The sequence below is a fragment of the Nitrospira sp. genome (assembly GCA_024760545.1).
In the GTDB taxonomy this organism is placed as follows: domain Bacteria; phylum Nitrospirota; class Nitrospiria; order Nitrospirales; family Nitrospiraceae; genus Nitrospira_D.
Genome location: CP060502.1, coordinates 78092 through 100396, shown reverse-complemented (window position 1 = coordinate 100396; position 22305 = coordinate 78092). Strand labels below are relative to the sequence as shown.

The window sequence follows — 22305 nt, the reverse complement described above, 5'->3', positions numbered from 1 at the left end:
ATCACGCGACCGCTCCTCCGCAGGACGAGCCAGCGCCGGCTGTGCACCCGTAGCAGTGATTGCCCATCACAATCCTGCGTGTGCCGAGGCGGGTCGGATCAAAGTCGCGAATATGGCGCGGCATCTCTTCCTTGACCGGCAGCGTGAGCATCTGATTGAAGTCGCAATCGTACAGGATGCCGTCCCACCCCACGGAAATCATCGATCGGCACATGACGCCTGCCGCAGCGGTAGGATTGAAGGCAGTGACCAGCCGTTCCATATAGGCGTCGTAATTACCACTCTCGGTCAGGAACTCTAGAAAACGGCTGATCGGCATGTTGGTGATGGTATAGAGACGGGTAAACTCGATACCATACCGCCTCCGGAGCTCTTTCCGAAATTGAGCTTCGATCGCCTCTTGCTTTGGGGGGAGAAACGCGCCGACCGGATTGTACACAAGGTTCAGGGCGAGGCCGCTCTCCGGTCGCCCGTACCCGAGTCTGTTCAAACGCGTGAGGGCCTCGATGGATTTCTCAAAGATTCCCTTCCCCCGCTGCGCATCAGTTTGACTGGCAAGATAGGCCGGAAGCGAGGCAATGATTTCAACATGGTGGGCGGCCAGAAACTCAGCCAGATCCGCTTGGGAGGGAAGCAGCAACACGGACAGGTTGCATCGATCCATCACATGACGGCCGAGCGCACGGGCCCCTTTGACCAGGCGGCGAAAGTTCGGGTTGAGCTCCGGTGCCCCGCCCGTGATATCGATGGTGGGAATGTCTGTCCTCGCCAACGCCGCGAGACAGAGATCGGCTATCTCGTCCGACATGATTTCAGTACGATCCGGCCCCGCATCCACGTGACAATGTCCGCAGGTTTGGTTGCAGAGTTTGCCGACGTTGATCTGAAGGATGGTGATCCCCGTGGCATGGAGCGGAAAGAGGCTGGCCTGCTCGAGACGCCGTTCGAACGGAGGACAACCACCTGTGCTCATAAGCACCTTGAGCTGTTCATTGGAGGAGGCCAGAGGATTCTGTCGTCCGAGTAAAGTCAGTGGCATGTGTGTCTCCGTGAGCACGCGAGAAGCACCTCGAAAATCCACCATCACGTCAGGAGGTGCGTCCTATGCTTACCATGGCTCAACACCGGGTCCGGGAATCGCAGCTCGCAACATCCGAAGTTGAGCGCCCGTCCTTGCCGATTGGCCAGCACGTGTTGAACCCGTGGCGCAATGCGATAACACACCTGCTGGCCCTCCCGAATTCCTTCAACTAATCTGGCATCTCGGAGAATCCGGAGATGATGGGAGATCTGCGGTTGTGGACAGTGTAAGTACCGCACAAGGTCCATCACGCATTTCTCCTCAACCAGTAACGACTCCAGGATGCGCAACCGCGTGTGGTCCGCCAGGGCCTTGAGCGTCAGGGCGCATTGGTCCACGGTGAGCATAATTCCGGTGGAGTCGGACTTCATCAGCAGCAGCCTCCATTGGGCGCACAGGTGACCTCGCCGCCATTCACACGTTGGCCAGCGCGATTGATGATCGCGAAATGCGGAGCGTACCCCTCGGTTGTCAACACCGTGAGGGTCTTGGAGCACACCTCCAGCGGTGCTCCCCGTCGATAGACGTGATGATCGTCATCGGCCACTTCGAGAAACGGTCCTGCGAATAGCGCGAAGTCCCCTTTCCACATGCAAGGGGCTTGTGCGGGCAACACCGCCCACCAGCGCGCATCGGATCGTTCGAACGAGATTGGTTCATGGGAGAGCACAAAATATGGGACGAACGGAGGCTGACTCAGCAGCAGCGCCGTCTCGGGCCCGATTGGCTGTGAGACCCCTCGTGGGTAGCTGATGCCACATTCATCCACCACGCGGCTGAAGGGGCCCCGAAGTGTCGCGTAACAAGCGGTCGGGTCCGTGGGTTGCGCCGCGAGTTTATAGCCGGTCAGCGTTACGGAGAAAAAGTGAATGCCGTCGATGACCTGCCAGGGAGAGAATGAGACGAGATGGATACCGAGAAACCCGGCTTCCACCATACCGGCAATATAGTTCGCGAGCGTCAACGCACCTGAGAGACAATCACCCCATTTCTCTGCATCATGAATCAGGTATTGCGGGGCCTGCTGGTCCGACACGATATCGGAAATCGTAAAACGTCCCCCTGGATTCGTGACACGGAACATCTCACGGAAGACCTTGTGCTTATCCGGTGCCAGATTAATGACGCAATTGGAAATGATGAGATCGATCACGTTGTCGTCCACCGGCATCGCGTCCGCCATCCCTTTTCGAAACTCCACATTCGTGGAGGCATAGCCCAGATTGACTGCTACGATCGGCGCATTGCGGCGCGCGATCTCCAACATCGTGTCCGTCATATCGATGCCAATCACATGCCCGGATGGTCCGACCAGGCGTGAGGCTTCGAAGCAGTCGATTCCTCCACCGGAACCAATATCGAGGACCGTCTCGCCGGAACGGACGGTCTTTAAACCGGCTGGCGTGCCGCACCCATAGGAAATCTTGAGTACCTCGTCCGGAATAAACGACTTCAATTCTGGGAGGTCGTAACTCGTCGGACAACACATCTGCTCGCCTGTCGCGGCAGCCCGCGCATACCGGTCACTGACTTTCTGGGTGATGTCATCGATCAGCATAGTCTCCTCTTGTGACACTACTTTTCGTGAAAGATCTGTTCTTTTTATATCGATCCTACGTCTATCGAGATACGTGTATAGGTCCATATACAGGGAAAAGCCTCTCGCTTCTGTGAGCTAGCTTACAGTCACACCATTACCAGTCTCTGGACCGTGGAGGCAGTCGAGGAAAGTCACCCGTGAAAGAGATCCTTATGGCTTGGAAGAGGATGAAAGACACACAGCCCTCTTGACTCAGTACTATGGTACAGGGTGTATCGTCATCGATGAGGTGGACATGCCGACCGAACTCACAATTGGACAATTCGCAAAAGCTGCTGCGGTGAATATCGAAACGATTCGCTACTACGAACGACGCCACATACTCGGCCCCACCTCTCGGCTGCCATCCGGCTACAGGCTCTACAACAGAGAAGCTCAAAGGCGGCTGCGGTTCATCAAGAATGCGCAGGCGTTGGGCTTCACGCTCCATGAGATCAAGGAACTGCTTGATCTTCAGGTCAGCTCGAAAGCCCGCTGTGGTGATGTTCAACGAAAAGCCGAGGCCAAGTTGAAACACGTGGGGGCGAAAGTGCGGGATCTGCAAGCGCTGGCGACGGCGCTGCGACACTTGATCCGAACCTGCCGGGCCAGACGGCCGACGAATCGATGCCCTATTCTGGCGAGCCTGGACAGTGAAGACAAGGCGTTAGGAAGAAGTCGTACAGGGAATGAGTGAGAGCAAGCCAATACTGACGATTGACGGCGTTGTGAACGAGGTGAGGGCCATGTGTCCGTATGAAGAATGATCGGGGTTCTGTCTGTTCGCGGTGGTGAGTCAGGTATGGACGCTGATCGGAAGGCTGTTTACATGACGAAAGGCGGGACGGCAACGATGATTGGCGGGCTGGTGGCCTCGGTTTTCGCCTCGATCTGCTGCATCGGGCCGGTGGTGTTCGCAGCACTCGGTGTGGGTGTGGGGGCCACAGGGTTCCTGGCCGGCACAGCCGGAACCTTGAAAGCCTTGTTGCCCTACAGGCCGTGGTTTATCGGCCTGACCTTGCTCTTACTTGGCATGAGTTTCTATTACGCGTACCGGAACCCCTCGGCCGCGTGCGCGACAGAGGTCGGAAGTGCTGCTCGATCAGCGAGTGGGCCGAACCGGACGTGGCTGTGGCTGATAGCAGCCCTGGCCTTGCTGTTGGTCTTGGCACCGTATTGGTTAGCTCTGTGAGAGGGAGAGGTGACGGGTGATCAGTGAGGGATCGGTCTGATGCGGCCGGCACGACTATTCGCTCTGAGTTATCTCTTGGAGGAAGGTGATCAGGCATGTGGCACGTGATTCGGACGTGTCTTCTTGTTGGGGTGGCGACGCTTCCGCTGACGGAGTTCCATGGTCTTGCGGCTGAGAACCGGAGGCTTCGGACGGTGACCTTGCAGATCGACGGCATGACGTGCGGGGCTTGCGTCAAGGACGTGAAGGAAGCGCTCGCCAAGGTTCCGGGCGTCAGCACGGTCGAGTTCAGGGTGGGAACAAAGTGGGTCATTTTCTCCGATTATTCGGATACGCGAGCCTCGGTGACGTTCGATGCGAACAAAGTGGGTACGGAGGCGCTGGTCAAGGCCATCGAAGGGGCTGGTAGCCCGCTGTCGGCATACAAGGCGCGGGTGCTCGAAAAGTAGGCGAGGGGCAGGAGGTGAGCGGTGCGCGGGAGGAGGAAGACAACATCATGGATCAGACAACCAATGTTGAAGCTGGACTATTCGCCGAACTCAGGAAGTTGAGTCCGAAAGTCACTGGCGGACTGCTGCGTATGCGCCAGGAAGCCTATCGAGACGCGGCGGTCCCAGCGAAGTATAAACTGCTCTCGTCCATGGCGATTTCAATCGCGATCCGCTGCGAACCCTGCATTCGTGCGTACGTGCAGATGGCGTACGACAAAGGCATCACGCAGGAGGAACTGATCGAGTTCCTCGAAGTCGCCATGACCATGCAGGGCTGCCCCGGAGAGGAGTGGGCGCTGAAGGCCTTTGCTGCTTACAAGGAATGCCTCGATAGTAGGCCGGCTTCGGCCGCGTCGGGTTGCTGCGACCACCAATCTATGAGCCATAAGAGTGAGGAGAGCGCATCATGAATCACCGAATTATGTTCTTCGTCATCGGAATGTTCATGGCACTCATGGTAAGCGTTGGATTAGGGGTAAGAGAAGCCTCCGCAGCCAACTTACTGATCCATATGAAGACATCCCTCGGGCTGGATGATGCGCAAATTTGTGCCGTGCCGAATGTGGCCTGGGCTGCGGTGAAAGCGGGCCACAAGGTCACGATTCTGGTGGATGCGAGCGCCGTCACGTCAGTGACCAAGGGATTCGGATGGTTCAGGAAGCTCGTCGGCTCCGAGTCCACTGCGCTGGATCGCGCTGGCCTGCCTGAGCGAGAACGACAAAGCCTGTCGGAGCAGATGGGCGTGCCGCTGGAGCAGGTGCCGCACAACTATGGCGAGTACTTCGATGTTCTCAAGAACAAGTTGGGCGTTGAAATCTACGGAAATCAGACCATGATGCTCCTCTACAACATCGATCCTGCGCGAGTTGCCTCTTCAGTGACCCCTGTTTCGCTGACCAACATGGTGGAGATGTTCGCATCCGCTGACCGAGTGATTGTGTATTAGAGATACCGTTGACGCTTGACCTGGACGAGGGATAGACTGACGCTATGCGATTAGGTTCCTATCACTCCCGATCATTTCTTGCCGCAACGATCGTGGTGTTTCTGCTGGCGTTCAGTTTCAACGCCTACGCCTGTCTCCTGCCACTATCGGGGACCACCGATGCCTCGATGGCAAACGGCTGTTCAACTCCCGTGGAGGAACCGGTTCGGCAGTTGTGCGACGCCTTCAAAACTCTAGGAGTCGGGTCCTCCTCTCAGTCTTTTTCGTTACTCATGGACCATCATTGGTCGGCAGATCATGCTCCGGTCGCACTCCCAGCCGTGAGCTACCAGTTCAAGAGTATTTTCCACCCATCTCAGTCTCTCGAATCGAGTTCTCCTCCGCATCAGTCTCTCGCAAGCACCGTGCTTCGTATCTGATCTCCTCGGTTCTTCCTTCAACTGTCTCATCGTCGCGTTCCCGGCCCGACGCCGGACCGCGATTCACTCAGCTGCTCCTTCTGGAGCAAGACAGGGCCCGAGATCCGCGGCAATCGTGGACGGGAAAGTTTTTGGGAGGGCCATCACATGACTCTATCAATTCGGTTTTGGCTGCTGACCATAACAGTTGTGAGCATGACCTTCGCGATAAATGCGCGCCATATCGCCCATGCCGTCGAACACACTGCGCAACCGTCCTTGGTGTTACCAGACTTGATCCCGGAAGCCTTGGCCAAAAATCCTGAACTTGTGGCGGCGCGCAAGCAATGGGAAGCTGCCACGAATCGGATTACGCCAGCTCGGTCATTGGACGATCCGATCCTGTCAGTTCAGTTGTGGAATTTCCCGCAGACCTTCAACGTCACGCAAACGGGCAACACGATCTTCGGCTTTTCGCAGAATGTCCCATTCCCTGGCAAACTTGCGCTCAAAGGCGATGTGGCAAGCCGTTCAGCCGACATGACCGCGCAGGTGGTTCGTGCAAAGGAACGAGAACTGGTCGCCCGCCTGAAGCAGGCTTACTACGAACTGTTTCTCGCGCAAAAAGCGGTTCAGATCCATCATGAACAGGTGGATCTGGTCAGACAATTCGTAGAGATTGCGAACGCGAAGTTCCGCACGGGAAAGGGATCGCAGGCCGATGTCCTCAAGGCCCACGTCGAGCTATCCCTGCTCCAGCAGCAGCTTCCTGTCCTGGAACAGCGCCGCGAAACCGCCGAAGCGTTGCTGAATACGCTCCTGGATCGGGATCCTGCATCACCTTTGGGAATTGCTCCAGAGCCGTCTCAGAAGCCGTTCGACAAGACCATCGAGGAACTGCACCGCCTCGCGCTGAACGACAGGCCGGAGCTGAAAGTCGCTGAACTGACGGTGCTGCGGAACGAGCAGTCCCACGAGCTGGCCCAGCGTCAGTACTACCCGGACTTCAACGTGGCGTTTCAGCGCTTCCAGAACTATCAGGCCAACAACGGATTCGGCGCCTACGTGGCGATGAGCATCCCGTTCGCGTTTTGGACCAAGCCGAAGTATGACGCAGGCGTGCAGGAAGCCGCGGCAGCGGTCTCGGCCGCGCGGGCGCAGCAACATACCTTAGAAAACCTGACCCGGTTTCAGATCAACGACCTCCTGGCCAAGGTCCGGGCGAGTGAACAGGTGGCGACGTTGTATCACACCACGATCCTGCCGCAGGCCGTGCAGCACTTGGAAGCGGCGCGAGTGGGGTATCGCGCGGGAAAAGGAGGGTTCTTGGATCTTATTGACACCCAGCGATCCTTGCGAGGATTTCAGCTGGAGTATTACCGGGCGCTTGTCGAGCGGGAGAACCGACTCGCGGAACTTGAACAAGTGATCGGAACCGACCTGAACGAAAACAGCTAATAGGGAGGAATCCGCCATGAGTCATGCCATAGGCAGAAAAAGTCTTGTTGTCGGTGTCGCAGTAGCCGGCCTGTTCGTCGGAGTCGTCGCCGGGTTCTTCGCCGCGCATCGGGCGATGAACGATATGTCGGGGATGAAGGGAAGTGGGGAGATGAAGGGCCATGAGTTGGAAGATATGTCCATGAAGGGGATGTCGATGGAAGGCGCAAAGCCCACGAGAGACTTGGAACCGATGCCAGGCATGTCCGACGCTCCGTCCGGGGCTGTGGCTGTTCCGGCTGTGGCGAGACAGTTGATCGGCGTCCGCAGTGCTCCGGTGAGCTACGCGACATTGGAGCAAGAGATTCGCACGGTCGGGACGGTCGACTACGATGAACGTAGGTTTACCCAAGTCACTCTCAAAATTTCAGGATGGATCCGCAAGGTCTTTGTTGATTCGATCGGCCGGCCGGTGCGCAAGGGCGAACCGCTCTTTACCATCTACTCGCCAGATCTCCTTACAACCCAGGAGGAATACCTGTTGGCAGTCAGGACGCAGGCTCAATTGGCTGCCAGTCTGCTGGCCGACGCAAAGGAGAATGCCGCCGCCCTCGTCGTGAGCGCACGAGAACGGCTTCGCCTCTGGGATGTGACCGATGCACAAATCGCCGCGCTGGAGCGTCGTGGCAAAGCAGAGCCGGTGCTCACGGTGTACGCTCCTTCCTCCGGGATCGTGATGAAACGGGAGGCCTTGCCGGGGAAATATGTGGAGCCGGGCACGACACTATATGAGGTCGCAGATCTCTCCACGGTCTGGATCTACGCCGATATTTATGAATCAGAAGTGGCGGCCACAAAGGTCGGTCAGCCGGCAACGGTTACCTTTGCCGCCTATCCGGGAGAGGCGTTCCACGGCAAGGTCGCCTATGTCTATCCGACCCTGAATACCGAAGCCCGCACCGTGCGGGTACGGTCGGAATTTCCGAATCCTGAACTGAAGCTGAAGCCAGGCATGTATGGGAACGTGATCTTGCAGACGGCTGCGGTCAAGACGTTGGTCGTGCCGAAGGAGGCAGTGCTGGATACCGGCCTCCGGCAACTGGTGTTTCTCGATCGAGACCAAGGGATCTATCAGCCCTATCCGATCAAGCTTGGCCGACAGAGCCAGGATCGCGTGGAAGTTCTCGAAGGTCTCAAAGAAGGAGATCGTGTTGTGACCTCGGCCAATTTCTTGTTGGACGCCGAGAGCAAGCTGGCCTCGGCCGGGAGTATGCAGGCCATGATGGGCCAAATTGGCATGGCTGACTGGCAAATGCGCGGTGCCCATGAAGGCAAAATGGAAGGGATAGAAGGCATGCAAGGCTTGAAAGGGATGGAGGGCATGAAAGGGATGAGCGGAATGTCTGGCATGGCTTCGGACTCAGCCAAAGCCACCTCCGAAGCTCGCAAGGTAGCAGGATATGTTCTGACCTTCACAACCCTTCCCGAAACACCCAAGGTCGGTGAGGTTCTCCTCAGGCTCAAGGTCACAGATCAGACCGGCCAGCCGGTGACCACTGCGCAAGTCTTGTTCGTCTATACCATGCCGATGCCAGGCATGACTGATTCCAAGGTGACGGCGCACCATACCAAAGACGGACTCTATGAAAGCACGGTGATGTTCGGCATGGGCGGAACTTGGCTAGTAACGGTCAATGTGGCAGTGCCAGGACGGTCGCCCATTGCCGAGAAGTTTCAGTTTTCGGTCGTAGCGGGAGGCCTGTAGTTGGGAAAAGCGGGCGTCTCGGCACCCGCGGGATGGGAGGGGTGAAAAACAATGATCGCACGACTCATCGAAGGGAGTGCACGCAATCCAGTCCTCGTCATCCTCTGTGTGTTGCTGCTGGCAGGTTGGGGCCTGTGGACGGCTTTTAAGGTTCCGCTGGATGCGGTGCCGGACCTGTCCGATGTCCAGGTGACCATCTATACCGAGTGGCAGGGGCGCAGCCCGACGTTGATTGAAGACCAGGTCACCTATCCGATCGTCACCTCTCTGCTGGCCGGTCCGAAAGTCAAACGGGTTCGAGGAGTCTCAGAATACGGGGTCTCATACGTCTACGTGATCTTCGAAGACCGGACGGACTTGTACTGGGCACGCAGTCGTGTGCTGGAATACCTGCAGAAGCTGACCGGGAAGTTACCAGCCGGAGTCGCACCGACTCTAGGTCCCGACGCGACCGGTGTTGGGTGGGTCTATCAGTATGCATTGGTCGACGAGTCTGGCGCGCACGATCTGGCGCAGCTCCGCAGTCTTCAAGATTGGCACCTGCGCTACCAACTGGAAAGTGTGCCGGGGGTGGCAGAAGTGTCGGCAGTCGGCGGATTCGTCAAGCAGTATCAAATCGAAGTGGACCCCAACACATTAGCGGCTTATCGGCTGCCGATTCAGACGGTCATCGAAGCAGTTCGGAACAGCAATGCTGAAGTGAGTGGCCGTGTCTTGGAAATGGCTGGCACGGAATACATCGTTCGTGGGCGTGGCTACCTGCGTTCTATTGATGATATCGAGCTGATCCCTGTCGGGACGGATGGGCGGGGCACACCTATCTTGATCCGGGATATTGCCCATGTCCAAATCGGACCGGACCAGCGTCGGGGTATTGCCGAGTTGGACGGCAAGGGCCAAACAGTCGGCGGGATCGTGATCATGAGGGCCGGTGAAAACGCGCTTGCCGTGATCGAGCAGGTCAAAGCCAGGCTGGCAGAGATCACGCCGGCTCTACCCGACGGCGTCCGCATCGTCCCCACCTATGACCGGTCTGATCTCATTCATCGGGCTATTGCAGTACTTCACGAGAAACTCCTGGAGGAGTCTATTATTGTCAGCCTGGTCGCGGTCGTCTTTCTGTTTCACCTGCGTAGCGCCCTGGTGGCGATTCTCATCCTGCCCGTAGCAGTGCTGCTCGCGTTCATCCCAATGGCGTACCTGAACATCACCTCCAGCATCATGTCGCTCGGAGGAATTGCCATTGCCATCGGCGCGATGGTGGATGCAGCCATCGTGATGGTGGAGAACGCGCACAAGCGGTTGGAACAAGGACCGAATGCGGACCGGATTGAAACCATCATCGCAGCAGCCAAAGAAGTCGGCCGTCCATTGTTCTTCTCGCTCTTGGTGATCGCCGTGTCGTTCCTGCCGATCTTCGCACTAGAGGCGCAGGAGGGCCGGTTATTCACGCCCTTGGCCTATACCAAAACCTTCTCGATGCTGTTCGCCACCGCACTCTCGGTAACCTTGGCTCCTGTACTAATGGTTCTCCTGATCCGGGGGCGCATCCGGGCGGAAGCCAAGAATCCGCTGAATAGGCTGCTCGTCGCTTTGTATCGGCCGATCCTCGCCGGTGCGTTACGGGTCCGGTGGCTGACACTCGGTCTGGCGGTCGTGATATTCGGATTCACGACGCCGATCTTTTCACGTTTGGGCGCAGAATTCATGCCGCCACTGAACGAGGGGACCATTCTCTACATGCCGACCACCGTCCCTGGTCTCTCCATTCCTGAATCGGCCAAGGTGCTGCAGGTTCAGGATCAGTTGCTCGCGACCTTCCCGGAAGTGGAACGGGTTTTCGGAAAAATGGGCAAGGCTCCGACTGCCACTGATCCGGCCTTTGTCGGCATGGCAGAAATTACAGTCACCCTCAAACCTGAATCGCAATGGCGGCCCGGCATGACCTGGGATCGTTTGCTGGACGAGATGGATGCCAAGCTCCGCATTCCCGGATTTCCGAACATCTGGTGGATGCCGATTCAGACTCGCACCGAGATGATCACCACCGGGGTGCGCAGCCCGGTCGGCATCAAAGTCCTGGGACCGGATCTGAAGACCATCGAGAGAATCGGCTTGGAGATCGAGCAAGTCTTGGCCACTGTGCCTGGCACCAAGAGCGCCTTTGCAGAACGGCTCAACGAGGGCTATTACCTGGATTTGACCGTCAATCGACGTGAAGCTGCCCGCTACGGTCTGACGGTGGGAGACGTGCAGGCTGTCATCACCTCGGCCATTGGCGGCGAGACCGTCACGACTACGGTCGAGGGACGGGAACGGTATTCAGTCAATGTGCGCTACAAGCGCGAATTACGTGATGATCCGGACCGGCTTAAACGGGTGTTGGTTCCCACACCGAGCGGGGCGCAGATCCCCCTTGGACAAATCGCGGAGCTGGTGATCACGCAGGGGCCCCCGTCGATCGCGGATGAGGCGGGATCGCTCGCTGGCCTGGTGTCGGTGTCGGTCAACGGCCGCGATCTGCGCGGCTATGTGCATGATGCCCAACGAGCAGTTCGCGAACTGGTCACACTCCCCTCTGGGTATCGGCTGATCTGGACCGGTCAATACGAGCATCTGGTGCGCGCGGAAGAGCGGCTGAAGCTGGTGATCCCCGTGACCCTCGCCGTGATTCTGTTGCTCCTGTATCTCAATTTCCGATCGCTCGCGAAATCACTGATCGTGCTCTTGTCTGTCCCCTTCGCTGGGATCGGAGCGATCTGGTATCTCCATTACCTGGGCTACAATCTCAGCGTGGCGGTCTGGGTGGGCATTATCGCACTGGCCGGTGTGGCGGCGGAGACGGGCGTGGTGATGCTCGTCTATCTCGATGAAGCGTATGATCGGCGCGTGCGCGAAGGTCGAATGACAACGGCTCAGGACCTTCGCGACGCCATCATGGAGGGTGCGGTTCAACGAGTGCGGCCGAAGATGATGACGGTGGCTGCGATCATGGGCGGCTTGCTCCCCATCATGTGGACCACCGGCACCGGCGCCGATGTGATGAAACGGATTGCCGCGCCGATGATCGGCGGTATGGTCAGCTCAACTATTCTGACGCTTCTGGTGATTCCAGTTCTCTATGCTTTGTGGCGCGGGCGGTAGCCAAAGTCCGAGGCATACCCGTCGGACAGGCCAGCTTAGAACGTGATGACCTGATACCCCTGCGCCACGAGTTTCCTGAAGCTCGGATGTCCGTCATACTCCCCTGTCAGCTTCACGCCGCAGGCAACCACTTTTTCCTTCACGCCAAAGGCTCCCGCGCAAAACTCGCATGCGCCTCCGATCCGGTCCTTCACTGCAACATAAAGGCTGTGTGCCATGTGATCGGACTTCTCCAGTTCCGGAATCCACTTGGGGCCTGCTCCATCAAAAATGAGTTGCACGTCATCGTGGCCGTCCTTGAACTCTTTGACGGCTTCCAGCGCGTTCACCACACGCCCCAATCCTTCATGGGTGTCGGTGTCGGCTAATACCACAATCGCCACTTTGGACATGCGGCACTCCTTTCATCACGAACAGGTGAATCACGAGAACGATCTCCGCCTCATGAGTGGTGAGAAAGCGGCCTCATGCTGCGATGATCTCCACTCTACTGTAGGCCTACCCAGAGGATCTGTGGGCTGGATTACAAGTAAACGGATGAATATTGCGGAAACTCGTAAGGCGCCTTACAGAAGATCGGCGAGACTGCGCATAGGATCACGCTCAGGATGCGAACATATCTATCGCTCACAAGGAGGTGCGCCATGACTTGCACGAGATGCAATGGTCTGATGGTCAGCGAGCGGATTGTCGATCTTCAAGGGATGAGCAGTGATCTCTGCGCAGATGGCTATCGTTGCCTGCTCTGCGGTGACATTGTCGATACGGCGATTCTCGAAAACAGACGCCGTTTGACGAATGCGTGCGCGCCGCTCACGGGTTCCAGTCCTTGCATGCCACGGCTCGTGACCGCATGAGATGTGACGGACACATTGAGGAGGTGGCGTATGACAGCCCAAGACGACACGGTCATGGCATTGCGCATTCAACTTCACGAACTGCCCTGTCCGGCCTGCGGCGTGCACGAGCTGGTTCCGATGCTCCAGTGCGATTACTACCCCGATGGATGTCTCTGGATCGTGCGATGCCTTGCGTGCCGGACGCGGTATCATCTCGACCATCGCAGTGTGCCGGTATACGGGTAATACGAGTGTCCCGCTTTGCGAAACCTCTGGAATCATGGGCTGTAGAACAAGAAGCTCACATATCAAGAGAAGGGAGTGACCATATGCCACTTGCACAATTGAAAGGGCTCAGCGGGTTTCTCAGTCTGGAGCAGAAACAGGAGCTGATCCGCAAGGTCACGGACGCGATCGTCTCCGTAGAGGGAGAAGGGGTGCGGCCCGTCACGTGGGTCATCGTAGAGGAAGTTCCGTCGGGTCAGTGGGGTGTCGGCGGCTCACCTGTCACGACTGAGGCGTTGAAACACATGGCTGCGCAGGGGAAGTAACCGGTTAATACCACGAAGGAGGGTCATCATGAAGTTTCAGGTTCATACGGAGGAGACGGCACCGGAGGCATCGCGGGCGACACTCGAAGCCACCGCAAAGAAATACGGATTTGTGCCAAATTTGTACGGCGTGCTGGCCGAGTCACCCACGGCGGTCCAGGCCTACGCGGCCATCAACAAGGCGCTGGAGCAGAGCGCCCTCACGCCGGTGGAACAGCAGGTCGTGACGCTGGCCGTCAGCGCCGCGAACGATTGTGCCTACTGTGTGGGAGCCCATTCCACGGTGGCCCAGATGGTCCACATGCCCGAGGATGTGCTTGACGCGCTGCGCTCGCAGCACCCGCTTTCCGACCGGAAACTCAATGCGCTTCGCACGTTGGTGCTGTCCATTCTGCATCATCGCGGTTGGGTACCAGAGGACGATCTGGAGTTCTTCGCAGCAGCGGGATACGGACAGCGACAGCTGCTAGACGTGTTGACGATCGTGGCCCTCAAGACGTTGAGCAATTATGTGAATCACATCGCGCACACGCCGCTTGATCCACAATTTTCAGCGCAAGCATGGAAGGCGCAGGCCAAGACCGTCGGCTGAGACGCGTACGTCGCTGAACAGGAACCAAGCCGTTGCGGACTGTTGCCGCACAGGTCGGAGATTGGGAGATCAGAGATCCGGTTTCGTTTTCTTGATCCCGAGCGCTTTGATGCGCGATGCGAGCGTCGTCGGTTTCATGCCCAACAACGCGGCGGCACCGTGTGTTCCAAATATCTTCCCCTTGGTGAGGCGCAAGGCTTGCGCGATGTTCTCCCGCTCGTGCCCCCTCCACTCTTGTCGGGTCGCTATCTGCGCTGCTGAGGGAGCCGGGGCGGATGGCGCCCCAGGGGCACGGGAGGGAGCGGATTGGAGATGAATGTCCAGGGTGCGGCCTGGGGAAAGGATGACGGCACGCTCAACGACGTTTTGGAGCTCGCGCACATTTCCCGGCCAGCTATGGGCGGCCAGTTGGCTCAAGACCCCTTGAGTCAGGCGCGGGACACGGCGGTTCATGCGTTTGGCGCTCTGAGCGATGAAATGGGCCGCCAGCTTCGGAATGTCTTCACGGCGTTCACGAAGCGGAGGAATGTGAAGCGGGAAGACGCTGAGTCGATAGTAGAGATCTTGGCGAAAGCGACCGGCGTCGACCTCGTGCTTCAGGTCTCGATTGGTCGCGGCGAGGATTCGGACATCCACGTGGCGTGTGCGGGTGTCGCCGACACGCTCGAATTCGCGCTCTTGGATCACGCGGAGGAGCTTTGCCTGCATCGGGAGCGGCACCTCCCCGATTTCATCGAGGAAGAGGGTGCCATGATCGGCCATTTCGAAACGGCCCGGGCGATCGGCCAGCGCTCCGGTAAAGGCGCCTTTCACATGACCGAAAAATTCGCTCTCGAATAGGGCATCCGGTACGGCACTGCAGTTCACCTTGATTAGGGCCCGGTCCTTGCGTGGACTGCGGTCATGAATTGCGCGGGCAACGAGTTCCTTGCCCGTCCCGCTCTCACCGGTAATCAAGACCGCTGCGTCAGTGGGAGCGACCAACTCCACCTGACGCAGGACGTGCTGCAGGGCCTGGCTCTCGCCCACGAATTCTCCCATCCCAAGGGCGGCGGTCACTTCTTCGCGCAGATAGAGGTTCTCTTCTTCCAAACGAGCCCGCAGGACATCGATCTCTTCATACGCCTTGGCGTTCGCGATACTCACCGCCGCGTAGTCGGCGAAGATGCGGAGCCACTCGAAGGCTTCCTCGTTGAGCAAGCCGCGGTCGAAGAGCCCCAGGACTCCGAGGATCTCGTCCTGGAAGATCAAGGGCTGCGCCGCAAACGTCCTGACACCCTCTCGCGTAAACCAAGCCGGGTGCGCCATCCACTCTTCGTTGCCCTGCAGCCCGGCCAGCCAGAGAGGTTCTCCTGTTGCGGCCACGCGCCCTATTTTGCGATCTCCGATAGGAAACCGGTGAAAGGAGCCGTCGAGACGGCCATAGTCGGCCTGTGGATCACGGGGAATGCCGGCACTGGCGACGAGGTGCAGAGATCGCTGACTTTCGGAGGCATCCTCCCGACTTCGGCACAGGTCGCAGAGGATATCTGGCTCGGCAAGCCAGATGCGGATCAGGACTGTGTTGGGGCATTGGGCGATCCCATGGGTGATCGTCCTGAGTACATCACAAAGACCGCGCTGACGCGCTGTCGCGACCATGACCTGAGGAAGTTGCTGTGTGTCCATGGGACGACACTACGAAATCTCAACCGAAGAAGCAACGAGTATTCGTAGATTACGAATACTCGTAACGAATCAACGCTGGTCTGAATCTATGCTAATCATTGTTTATCAGAGGCTTATCACCACAGGCCATCATGGCATCCTATCTGCTCAAGTCAAGGTGAACCGCGACAATCTCGACGCGGTCGAACTTAGCAACCACCCAAGGAGGCATCATGACTCGCATCGCACAACTTGACCCACAGACAACCACCGGACCTGCCAAGGCGCTCTTCGAGGGCGTCCAGAAAAAGTTGGGTGTGGTCCCCAATCTCGTTCGAGTCTTGGGGAACGCTCCAGCTGCGCTCCAAGGCTACCTCAGCTTCAATGCCGCGCTCGCGGACGGAAGCTTCTCCCCAAAGCTTCGCGAACAGATTGCGCTCACGGTCGCCGAGACCAATCACTGCGCCTATTGTCTCAGCGCCCACTCGTTCATTGGCGGCAAGCTTGGCTTGACCCAGCAGGACCTCGCCGATGCCCGGCTGGCTGCGGCTGTGGACCCGCGCACCGATGCCATCTTGAAACTCGCACAGAGCATCGTGGTGCAGCGGGGAGAACTCGGGGAGGCAGAGATCAAACAAGCGCGTCAGGCCGGACTGACCGACGCTGAGATCGTGGAAACGGTCGCCCATGTCGCGCTGAATATCTTCAGCAATTACATCAATCATGTGGCAGGGACCGTCATCGACTTCCCGGAGGTCACGCTCACGAGCGGGTGCGCCGCTTCTTCTGGCGCCTGCAGCTAGAGGCGGAAAATGCGTCGCGTGTCAAGGAATGTACCTTCATCAATACCTAGAAAGGATGCCATCATGACCCCGTTCATTGGTTTAATCATCTCGTCCCTCACGGCTGTTGTCGTGAGTCTTCCCCTACCATCCGCTGTGTACGCACAGGACCCGACACCGACCGTGTCACACTATGCCGGGCCACGGGAGGATGCACCGATCCCTCGGCCCGGCCTGACACCCAAGAAGGGCCGGGTGGCCGTGGTGATCACCGATCCCCACAACGATTTCCTCAGCCCGAAGGGAGTGGCCTGGGGCGTCGTCGGCCAGAGTGTGCAGGAGAACCACACGGTCGAGAACATTGAGAGTCTCTTCAAAACAGCCAAAGCGAGCGACGTGCCGGTCTTCGTCAGCCCGCACTATTACTATCCGCATGACCACCAGTGGAAGTTCGGCGGCGCCTTGGAAGTACTCATGCACAACATCGGGATGTTCGATCGTAAGGGAGCGTTGACGCAGGAGGGGTTGGCCGGATCGGGCGCCGACTGGCTGGACCGCTACAAACCCTATATCGAAGACGGCCGTACGGTCGTGACCAGCCCGCACAAAGTGTACGGGCCCGAGACGAACGATCTGATTCTGCAACTCCGCAAAGCCGATATCAGCCAAGTGATCCTCGCCGGGATGTCGGCGAATCTCTGCACGGAATCGCATCTGCGCGAACTGCTGGAACAGGGATTCGCGGTCGTCGTGGTCACCGATGCCACGGCAGCCGCCAAGCTGCCAGGGTTCGATGGCTATGAAGCGGCATTTGTGAACTTCCGCTTGATTGCAAGTGATGTATGGAGCACAGCGCAGACGGTCAAGATTCTCTCGGCGCTCAAGTAATGATTCGCATCAATAGTCTCACCATCTCTAACCAAGGAGAACCCATGAAAACAGCCATCATTATCGTGTCGGATCCGAAGAGCGGCTCAGAGGAAGCGCTCGGGCGAGTCTTTAACGCGCTGGCGCTCGCAGCCGAAAGCAAACAGAAGGGAGACGAGGTGGCCGTGATGTTCAACGGTGCCGGCACGCGGTGGCCGGCGGAACTTACGAAGCTGACGCACCCGGCCAACGGCCTCTATAACGCGGTGCGTGACGTCGTGCAGGGTGCCTCCTGCGGATGCGCAGATGTCTTTGGGGCCAAAGACGGTGTGGAGGCGTGCGGTGTGCCGCTGAAGAAAGACAATGCCCTAGCCGGAACGTCCGGACTCTTGAGCCTGCGCCAATATATGGCGGACGGGTGGCAGACGATCGTATTTTGAGACTCGCTCTGTGAGGCGGCCAGGAGCGGACTCTTGGCCGCCAGAGGGCTGATACCTGCAAGGGGGAAAATGATGGCAACAAAATATCTCGATCTGATGTTTACGGATTCAGTGTGCCGCGCACAGAAGCAGTATTATGGGCGCACGGGCGTGATCACCGGCGCACCCGAACGGGACCCGCTCAGCCAGGCCGAGGTCGAGTTCATTGCGACGCGAGACAGCTTCTATCTGGGGTCCATCAGCGAAAGCGGATGGCCCTACATCCAGCATCGCGGGGGCCCTCAGGGATTTGTGCGAGTCATCGACGAAACAACTCTGGCGTTCGCCGATTACAAAGGAAATCGGCAATTGCTCACGACCGGCAACGTCTCCGTGAACGACCGCGTCGCGTTGTTTCTCATGGACTACAAGAACCGCGCGCGGCTGAAAATCCTTGGTCATGCCCGCGTCGAGGACGCCCGCCTCCATTTGGAACTCGTCGCGCAGATCGCCGATTCGACCATGCGGTCGAGCGTGGAGCGCCTGGTCTTTATCGATGTCGTCTCGTTCGACTGGAACTGCCCGAAATACATCACACCCCGCTACTCGATTGGTGAGGTCGAAGAACTGGCAGAGCCGCTGCGAAAGCGGATACTCGAACTCGAGACGCAACTGCGAGCCCATAACACATGAACGGCACCGGCGCGACAGCCCGCTTGTGATCCGGGCGGGCTGGCATATACAGGTTCTGCATGCGTACACAACCGCGCCTCACAATCAGAGCGATGACCCATGGATACGATGTCTCGCAGGCAATTTTTGCAGCTGGCGGCGGCGACCGGCGGCACACTCGCGTTCGGCAATCTAGCCGCGCAGGGGTTGGGACTGCCACCCGGACCACGCGTCGCTTACGCAGGCGAATCCATCAAGATCGGCATCCTCGACCCGCTGTCCGGCCCCTATAACACCTCCTCGGTCCACGACGTTCATGGGGCGACCGTGGCAGTGGATCGCTTCAACAAGGATGGCGGGGTGTTAGGACGTCAGATCGCGATTCTGGAAGCCGACGACGCCTCGAACGTTCAGACCGCATTGAAAGCCGCCACCACGTTTATCAAGGAAGACCGCGTGGATGTCCTCATGGGCACCTTCAATGGAGAGGTCGCACTCGCCGTTTCTGACCTGGCCAAGAAGGAGAATACGCTCTTCATGGTGACCGGCGCGCATGTGCAGGAGCTGACAGGGGCCGGGTGCAACTCGCACACGTTCGTCTTCATGCCGAGTGCCCGGATGTTGTCCAGGGCCATCACGCCCCATCTCGTGAAGACCTACGGGAATCGCTGGTTCATGGTTACGGCTGAGACGATGGACGGGCGGGCCGCAGAACAGGCCATGGCCGACACCCTCCTGGCCGCAGGGGGCGACGTGCTTGGCTCGGTCAGCACACCCTTCGGGTCCACCGACTTCGCCGCACCGTTGGCTCAAGCCAAATCTGCAAACCCCAGCGCCGTGATTCTGAATCTCTACGGCTGGGATCTAGTTCACGCGCTGAAGGCCTACACAACAGCAGGGTTAGCCAAAGAGCACATCGGTGTCGGTGGAATGATCAGCGGCGAACAGATTGGCCGCCCGCTCGGCTATGCCCACAACGCGGGGATTTGGGGGTTGATCTGGGACCCGAAAGTCCCGAGCGACAGCTCTCGACGATTTATCCAAGGGGTGATCGACAAGTATCAACATACTCCGACCTCCCGCTGCTACCACGGCTATGCGGCGATGACGCAGATTCTGGAAGCGATCCAACGGGCCGGCACGACCGACACGCAGGCGGTCATCAGGGCGCTGGAGGGCCATGAGTTCGACGGGCTGAAGGAGGGCCGCTCCTACTTCCGCGCCTCGGATCACCAACATGTGCAGGACGTGCTCGTGGGGAAAGCCTATGGTAAGGAGCTGGGCCTGGGCCACTACCAACTGCTGGCCACAGTCCCGGGCGAGGCGGTTGCAGGCACGCCCAATCAGCCGGGCTGTTGGGTGGCGTGAGCTCCCATTATGACGATGCATCCACACCTCAAAGGAGGGGCGAACAAGAACAGGTCGGAATTGCCATGTGTTCAACTCCCTCGTGGTTTAGCAGTCCATCATGCATCGTACGTCACGGTCTCGAGTTGCCTCTTGACTGAGACTCTATTCACGGGAGGTTATCAATGGAACCGTCGAATCACCCCATCGCCCTCATTGTAGGAGGCTCCAGCGGAATCGGGCTTGCCACCGCGAAGCGCGTATTGGAATGTCACATCCCCGTCGCGATGGTCGGCAAGTCGCAAGATAAACTGAAAACGGCGCTACGCGAGCTGTCGGCGCTCGGGACCGTTGAAGGAATCCTCGCTGACTTGTACGCACCGGACGATGTCCGGCGTATTATTGCGTTTGCCGAGCACCACAGCCGCCATATCAAATATCTGGTGAATGCGGCAGGGTACTTCAAGCCCACCCCATTCCTCGAACATACACACGAAGACTATAATAGATATTTGGATCTCAATCGAGCCCTCTTCTTCATTTCGCAAGCTGTCGCCACGAACATGGCGGCCAACGGCGGTGGCTCGATCGTGCATATCGGATCCATGTGGGCGCGACAAGCGATTAAGGCAACGCCGTCCTCTGCCTATTCGATGGCCAAGGCAGGACTGCATGCGCTCACCCAACACATGGCGATGGAGCTGGCGGGCCACAACATCCGTGTCAATGCCGTGTCACCGGCCGTGGTACACACTCCGATTTACCAGGCGTTCATCGAGCCAAGTCAAGTCGACGAGACGTTGGCCTCCTTCAACGGGTTTCACCCACTCGGCCGGATTGGGACGCCTGACGACGTGGCGCGGGTCATCCAGTTTTTACTGAGCGACGATGCTGCGTGGGTGACCGGGGCGATTTGGGATGTCGACGGCGGTGTGATGGCGGGACGCAACTAATCAGCGGCGGGAAAGAAGGACCCTGTTCGGACTGGAGAACTCACTGGTATTTTCCCTCCAGCAGTGATGCCGGCCTGAACAGTAGTCACGATTATGTGCGGGTTGTATCACGCCCTAACTGCGTCACGAATGGGAAGCGGAGCATCATGAACAGGTTCAGACAGACCGGCGGACCGAGATGCTCCAGGCCGATCGTCATGCCCGTCTGCCCCAAGGCCGGTTGGGGGCAATAGGTGCCGAACAGGCGATCCCACCAGGGCACGTTGAATCCGTAGTTGCTGTTGGTTTCTCGTACATCCGTCGAATGATGAATCCGATGCATGTCCGGCGTGACGATGAACCACCGGAGCATCCGATCGAGGGCTACAGGCATTCGGACATTGCTGTGGTTGAACAGGGCTGTGCTGTTGAGGACGATCTCGAAGATCACGACCGCAAGCGGAGCCACTCCCAGCACGAGTACTGACAGGGCCTTCATTCCCGTCGAGATGATGATCTCCACCGGGTGAAAACGCACCCCACTGGACACATCCAGATCCAGATCGGAGTGATGCATCATGTGAAAGCGCCACAGGATCGGCACGTTATGGAAGACCTGATGCTGCCAATAGATGATGAAATCGAGGGCTACAATCGCCAGGGCGAGTTCGAGCCAGGCCGGCCCTTCGACCCAGTTCAAGAGTCCCCAGCTATGGTCCTGCGCCATCGCCGCTGTTGTCACGACACCGCCCATGAACAGCAGACGGGCGAGGACTGTATTCAAGACCACGATCGTCAGATTGCCGCCCCAACGACAGAGCTTTGATGCCGTCAGCTTCCGCCGCGGCGCCAACACTTCCCACGTCGCCATCACCCCGAGGACGGACACGTACGATCCAATCCGAATGAGATCCACAGACTCCATCGGTTTCCCCTCCTCCCGATCACACTCTACGCACCAGGCGATCATCCACCCGTTCTAGGAAGTCAGAGGCATGAAACGGGGAATGGATTCAGGCGGACGGAGCAGTTCGAATCAAGAGAACTAATCGCTCGACTCTTTTTCCGAACTGTAAGCTGCCTCACAGCGGGGTATTCGCTCGATCAGTAGGATGTGAGTGTGCCACTGTGCCGTGAAACCACACTCGGTCGGGAATACGATATTCTCGTATTGCAGAAAGGAGGGAACTCGATAAGCCTGTGGTGACGTACGGTTGGACGGAGAGCAGGTGCGCGAGGTCAACAAGAGAGCCGTGTCAACAAAACACTTTTAACAGGAGTATCACATGAACGCGAAGACAAAGAAGAACGCCGTGATCCATTCAGCCTTGTTGATTGCCTTGAGTTTTGCCGGGACCCAGGCTGCCAACGCCGAGCCCAAGGCCCCACAACTGCCGGCTGGGTGGGAAGCGTGCGGCGGGGTCGCGAAGGCGGGCATGAACGACTGTGCCGTCAGAACCAGTCTCCATTCTTGTGCAGGCATGGCCAAGAGCGACAACGAGCCTGATTCGTATGTGTTCCTGCCGAAAGGCTTGTGCGCCAAGGTTGCGAAGAGCACCGTGCTGACAATCACGAAAGAAGACATGGCCAAGATGAAAGAAGACATGAAGAAGATGTAGGACGA

At 58.2% G+C, this 22305-nt stretch carries 26 protein-coding genes; 20 read left to right on the top strand and 6 right to left on the bottom strand.

Annotation, left to right across the window (positions count from 1 at the left end; all coding sequences use genetic code 11):
• Nucleotide 1: 1 nt before the first annotated feature.
• Genes arsS through H8K03_22260 form a run of 3 tightly spaced genes read right to left on the bottom strand, consistent with a single transcriptional unit; the run spans nt 2 to nt 2639 of the window.
• Entirely contained in the window at nt 2-1039 is a 1038-nt protein-coding gene (arsS, locus tag H8K03_22270; protein UVT22796.1) for an arsenosugar biosynthesis radical SAM protein ArsS, read from the bottom strand.
• Between the two features lie 44 nt (nt 1040-1083).
• A complete protein-coding gene (locus tag H8K03_22265) occupies nt 1084-1452 on the bottom strand; it encodes a winged helix-turn-helix transcriptional regulator (GenBank protein ID UVT22795.1) in 369 nt (122 codons plus the stop codon).
• Nucleotides 1452-2639 carry a methyltransferase domain-containing protein gene (locus tag H8K03_22260; GenBank protein UVT22794.1) on the bottom strand — a complete coding sequence of 396 codons (1188 nt, stop codon included), beginning with the start codon at nt 2637-2639 and terminating at the stop codon, nt 1452-1454. The genes H8K03_22265 and H8K03_22260 overlap by 1 nt, the downstream gene beginning before the upstream one ends.
• Nucleotides 2640-2916: 277 nt before the next feature.
• Between H8K03_22260 and H8K03_22255 the strand changes: the two genes are divergently transcribed.
• The 9 genes from H8K03_22255 to H8K03_22215 all read left to right on the top strand — a co-directional run bounded on the left by H8K03_22255 (nt 2917) and on the right by H8K03_22215 (nt 12033).
• On the top strand, nt 2917-3357 hold the full coding sequence (locus H8K03_22255; GenBank protein UVT22793.1) for a heavy metal-responsive transcriptional regulator: 441 nt from the start codon (nt 2917-2919) through the stop codon (nt 3355-3357).
• A gap of 105 nt (nt 3358-3462) precedes the next feature.
• Nucleotides 3463-3852 (top strand): mercury transporter MerT, encoded by a 390-nt coding sequence (locus H8K03_22250; GenBank protein ID UVT22792.1) that lies wholly within the window; start codon nt 3463-3465, stop codon nt 3850-3852.
• A gap of 95 nt (nt 3853-3947) precedes the next feature.
• Entirely contained in the window at nt 3948-4301 is a 354-nt protein-coding gene (locus H8K03_22245) for a heavy-metal-associated domain-containing protein (protein ID UVT22791.1), read from the top strand.
• A 47-nt stretch (nt 4302-4348) separates the two neighbouring features.
• Complete coding sequence (locus H8K03_22240; protein UVT22790.1) at nt 4349-4753, top strand: carboxymuconolactone decarboxylase family protein; 405 nt, start codon at nt 4349-4351, stop codon at nt 4751-4753.
• Nucleotides 4750-5289, top strand: a complete 540-nt coding sequence (locus tag H8K03_22235) for a hypothetical protein (GenBank protein UVT22789.1) — start codon at nt 4750-4752, stop codon at nt 5287-5289. Before H8K03_22240 ends, H8K03_22235 begins: the two co-directional genes overlap by 4 nt.
• Nucleotides 5290-5333: 44 nt before the next feature.
• Nucleotides 5334-5708 (top strand): hypothetical protein, encoded by a 375-nt coding sequence (locus tag H8K03_22230; GenBank protein ID UVT22788.1) that lies wholly within the window; start codon nt 5334-5336, stop codon nt 5706-5708.
• A gap of 147 nt (nt 5709-5855) precedes the next feature.
• Nucleotides 5856-7145, top strand: coding sequence for a TolC family protein (locus H8K03_22225; protein ID UVT22787.1), 1290 nt, complete (start codon nt 5856-5858; stop codon nt 7143-7145).
• A 16-nt stretch (nt 7146-7161) separates the two neighbouring features.
• Nucleotides 7162-8889 carry an efflux RND transporter periplasmic adaptor subunit gene (locus tag H8K03_22220; GenBank protein UVT22786.1) on the top strand — a complete coding sequence of 576 codons (1728 nt, stop codon included), beginning with the start codon at nt 7162-7164 and terminating at the stop codon, nt 8887-8889.
• Nucleotides 8890-8940: 51 nt separating this feature from the next.
• Nucleotides 8941-12033 (top strand): efflux RND transporter permease subunit, encoded by a 3093-nt coding sequence (locus H8K03_22215; GenBank protein UVT22785.1) that lies wholly within the window; start codon nt 8941-8943, stop codon nt 12031-12033.
• Between the two features lie 35 nt (nt 12034-12068).
• Here H8K03_22215 and H8K03_22210 read toward each other — a convergent pair whose 3' ends face one another.
• Nucleotides 12069-12425: a DsrE family protein gene (locus H8K03_22210; protein UVT22784.1), complete on the bottom strand. Its 357-nt coding sequence runs from the start codon at nt 12423-12425 to the stop codon at nt 12069-12071.
• A gap of 252 nt (nt 12426-12677) precedes the next feature.
• On the opposite strand from H8K03_22210, the gene H8K03_22205 reads away from it, so the two are divergent.
• The 4 genes from H8K03_22205 (at nt 12678) to H8K03_22190 (ending at nt 14015) form a co-directional block, all read left to right on the top strand.
• Nucleotides 12678-12890, top strand: coding sequence for a hypothetical protein (locus H8K03_22205; GenBank protein UVT22783.1), 213 nt, complete (start codon nt 12678-12680; stop codon nt 12888-12890).
• 30 nt (nt 12891-12920) lie between these two features.
• Nucleotides 12921-13118 carry a hypothetical protein gene (locus H8K03_22200; protein UVT22782.1) on the top strand — a complete coding sequence of 66 codons (198 nt, stop codon included), beginning with the start codon at nt 12921-12923 and terminating at the stop codon, nt 13116-13118.
• An 83-nt stretch (nt 13119-13201) separates the two neighbouring features.
• Nucleotides 13202-13423: a 4-oxalocrotonate tautomerase family protein gene (locus H8K03_22195; GenBank protein ID UVT22781.1), complete on the top strand. Its 222-nt coding sequence runs from the start codon at nt 13202-13204 to the stop codon at nt 13421-13423.
• A gap of 28 nt (nt 13424-13451) precedes the next feature.
• Entirely contained in the window at nt 13452-14015 is a 564-nt protein-coding gene (locus H8K03_22190) for a carboxymuconolactone decarboxylase family protein (protein ID UVT22780.1), read from the top strand.
• Nucleotides 14016-14084: 69 nt separating this feature from the next.
• Here H8K03_22190 and H8K03_22185 read toward each other — a convergent pair whose 3' ends face one another.
• Nucleotides 14085-15656, bottom strand: a complete 1572-nt coding sequence (locus H8K03_22185; protein ID UVT22837.1) for a sigma 54-interacting transcriptional regulator — start codon at nt 15654-15656, stop codon at nt 14085-14087.
• Nucleotides 15657-15895: 239 nt separating this feature from the next.
• Here H8K03_22185 and H8K03_22180 point away from each other — a divergent pair, with 239 nt between their 5' ends.
• The 6 genes from H8K03_22180 to H8K03_22155 all read left to right on the top strand — a co-directional run bounded on the left by H8K03_22180 (nt 15896) and on the right by H8K03_22155 (nt 20702).
• Nucleotides 15896-16465: a carboxymuconolactone decarboxylase family protein gene (locus H8K03_22180; GenBank protein UVT22779.1), complete on the top strand. Its 570-nt coding sequence runs from the start codon at nt 15896-15898 to the stop codon at nt 16463-16465.
• Nucleotides 16466-16528: 63 nt separating this feature from the next.
• Nucleotides 16529-17332 carry an isochorismatase family protein gene (locus H8K03_22175; protein ID UVT22778.1) on the top strand — a complete coding sequence of 268 codons (804 nt, stop codon included), beginning with the start codon at nt 16529-16531 and terminating at the stop codon, nt 17330-17332.
• 44 nt (nt 17333-17376) lie between these two features.
• On the top strand, nt 17377-17751 hold the full coding sequence (locus H8K03_22170) for a DsrE family protein (GenBank protein ID UVT22777.1): 375 nt from the start codon (nt 17377-17379) through the stop codon (nt 17749-17751).
• A 72-nt stretch (nt 17752-17823) separates the two neighbouring features.
• A complete protein-coding gene (locus H8K03_22165) occupies nt 17824-18423 on the top strand; it encodes a pyridoxamine 5'-phosphate oxidase family protein (protein ID UVT22836.1) in 600 nt (199 codons plus the stop codon).
• Nucleotides 18424-18522: 99 nt separating this feature from the next.
• Entirely contained in the window at nt 18523-19770 is a 1248-nt protein-coding gene (locus H8K03_22160; protein UVT22835.1) for an ABC transporter substrate-binding protein, read from the top strand.
• 164 nt (nt 19771-19934) lie between these two features.
• Nucleotides 19935-20702, top strand: a complete 768-nt coding sequence (locus H8K03_22155) for an SDR family oxidoreductase (protein ID UVT22776.1) — start codon at nt 19935-19937, stop codon at nt 20700-20702.
• 91 nt (nt 20703-20793) lie between these two features.
• On the opposite strand, the gene H8K03_22150 is transcribed toward H8K03_22155, so the two are convergent.
• Nucleotides 20794-21606 (bottom strand): sterol desaturase family protein, encoded by an 813-nt coding sequence (locus H8K03_22150; protein ID UVT22775.1) that lies wholly within the window; start codon nt 21604-21606, stop codon nt 20794-20796.
• Nucleotides 21607-21967: 361 nt separating this feature from the next.
• On the opposite strand from H8K03_22150, the gene H8K03_22145 reads away from it, so the two are divergent.
• Nucleotides 21968-22300 carry a DUF2282 domain-containing protein gene (locus H8K03_22145; protein ID UVT22774.1) on the top strand — a complete coding sequence of 111 codons (333 nt, stop codon included), beginning with the start codon at nt 21968-21970 and terminating at the stop codon, nt 22298-22300.
• Nucleotides 22301-22305 lie beyond the last annotated feature (5 nt).

Bases quoted from the DNA above. Each gene is read 5' to 3' on its own strand.
- H8K03_22255 (UVT22793.1), top strand. From the start codon at position 2,917: ATGCCGACCGAACTCACAATTGGACAATTCGCAAAAGCTGCTGCGGTG.
- H8K03_22215 (UVT22785.1), top strand. From the start codon at position 8,941: ATGATCGCACGACTCATCGAAGGGAGTGCACGCAATCCAGTCCTCGTC.
- H8K03_22245 (UVT22791.1), top strand. From the start codon at position 3,948: ATGTGGCACGTGATTCGGACGTGTCTTCTTGTTGGGGTGGCGACGCTT.
- H8K03_22195 (UVT22781.1), top strand. From the start codon at position 13,202: ATGCCACTTGCACAATTGAAAGGGCTCAGCGGGTTTCTCAGTCTGGAG.
- H8K03_22155 (UVT22776.1), top strand. From the start codon at position 19,935: ATGGAACCGTCGAATCACCCCATCGCCCTCATTGTAGGAGGCTCCAGC.
- H8K03_22185 (UVT22837.1), bottom strand. From the start codon at position 15,656: ATGGTCGCGACAGCGCGTCAGCGCGGTCTTTGTGATGTACTCAGGACG.
- H8K03_22225 (UVT22787.1), top strand. From the start codon at position 5,856: ATGACTCTATCAATTCGGTTTTGGCTGCTGACCATAACAGTTGTGAGC.
- H8K03_22180 (UVT22779.1), top strand. From the start codon at position 15,896: ATGACTCGCATCGCACAACTTGACCCACAGACAACCACCGGACCTGCC.
- H8K03_22210 (UVT22784.1), bottom strand. From the start codon at position 12,425: ATGTCCAAAGTGGCGATTGTGGTATTAGCCGACACCGACACCCATGAA.
- H8K03_22145 (UVT22774.1), top strand. From the start codon at position 21,968: ATGAACGCGAAGACAAAGAAGAACGCCGTGATCCATTCAGCCTTGTTG.
- H8K03_22205 (UVT22783.1), top strand. From the start codon at position 12,678: ATGACTTGCACGAGATGCAATGGTCTGATGGTCAGCGAGCGGATTGTC.
- H8K03_22150 (UVT22775.1), bottom strand. From the start codon at position 21,606: ATGGAGTCTGTGGATCTCATTCGGATTGGATCGTACGTGTCCGTCCTC.
- H8K03_22190 (UVT22780.1), top strand. From the start codon at position 13,452: ATGAAGTTTCAGGTTCATACGGAGGAGACGGCACCGGAGGCATCGCGG.
- H8K03_22175 (UVT22778.1), top strand. From the start codon at position 16,529: ATGACCCCGTTCATTGGTTTAATCATCTCGTCCCTCACGGCTGTTGTC.
- H8K03_22260 (UVT22794.1), bottom strand. From the start codon at position 2,639: ATGCTGATCGATGACATCACCCAGAAAGTCAGTGACCGGTATGCGCGG.
- H8K03_22250 (UVT22792.1), top strand. From the start codon at position 3,463: ATGGACGCTGATCGGAAGGCTGTTTACATGACGAAAGGCGGGACGGCA.
- H8K03_22240 (UVT22790.1), top strand. From the start codon at position 4,349: ATGGATCAGACAACCAATGTTGAAGCTGGACTATTCGCCGAACTCAGG.
- H8K03_22220 (UVT22786.1), top strand. From the start codon at position 7,162: ATGAGTCATGCCATAGGCAGAAAAAGTCTTGTTGTCGGTGTCGCAGTA.
- H8K03_22165 (UVT22836.1), top strand. From the start codon at position 17,824: ATGGCAACAAAATATCTCGATCTGATGTTTACGGATTCAGTGTGCCGC.
- H8K03_22235 (UVT22789.1), top strand. From the start codon at position 4,750: ATGAATCACCGAATTATGTTCTTCGTCATCGGAATGTTCATGGCACTC.
- H8K03_22265 (UVT22795.1), bottom strand. From the start codon at position 1,452: ATGAAGTCCGACTCCACCGGAATTATGCTCACCGTGGACCAATGCGCC.
- H8K03_22200 (UVT22782.1), top strand. From the start codon at position 12,921: ATGACAGCCCAAGACGACACGGTCATGGCATTGCGCATTCAACTTCAC.
- H8K03_22230 (UVT22788.1), top strand. From the start codon at position 5,334: ATGCGATTAGGTTCCTATCACTCCCGATCATTTCTTGCCGCAACGATC.
- arsS (UVT22796.1), bottom strand. From the start codon at position 1,039: ATGCCACTGACTTTACTCGGACGACAGAATCCTCTGGCCTCCTCCAAT.
- H8K03_22160 (UVT22835.1), top strand. From the start codon at position 18,523: ATGGATACGATGTCTCGCAGGCAATTTTTGCAGCTGGCGGCGGCGACC.
- H8K03_22170 (UVT22777.1), top strand. From the start codon at position 17,377: ATGAAAACAGCCATCATTATCGTGTCGGATCCGAAGAGCGGCTCAGAG.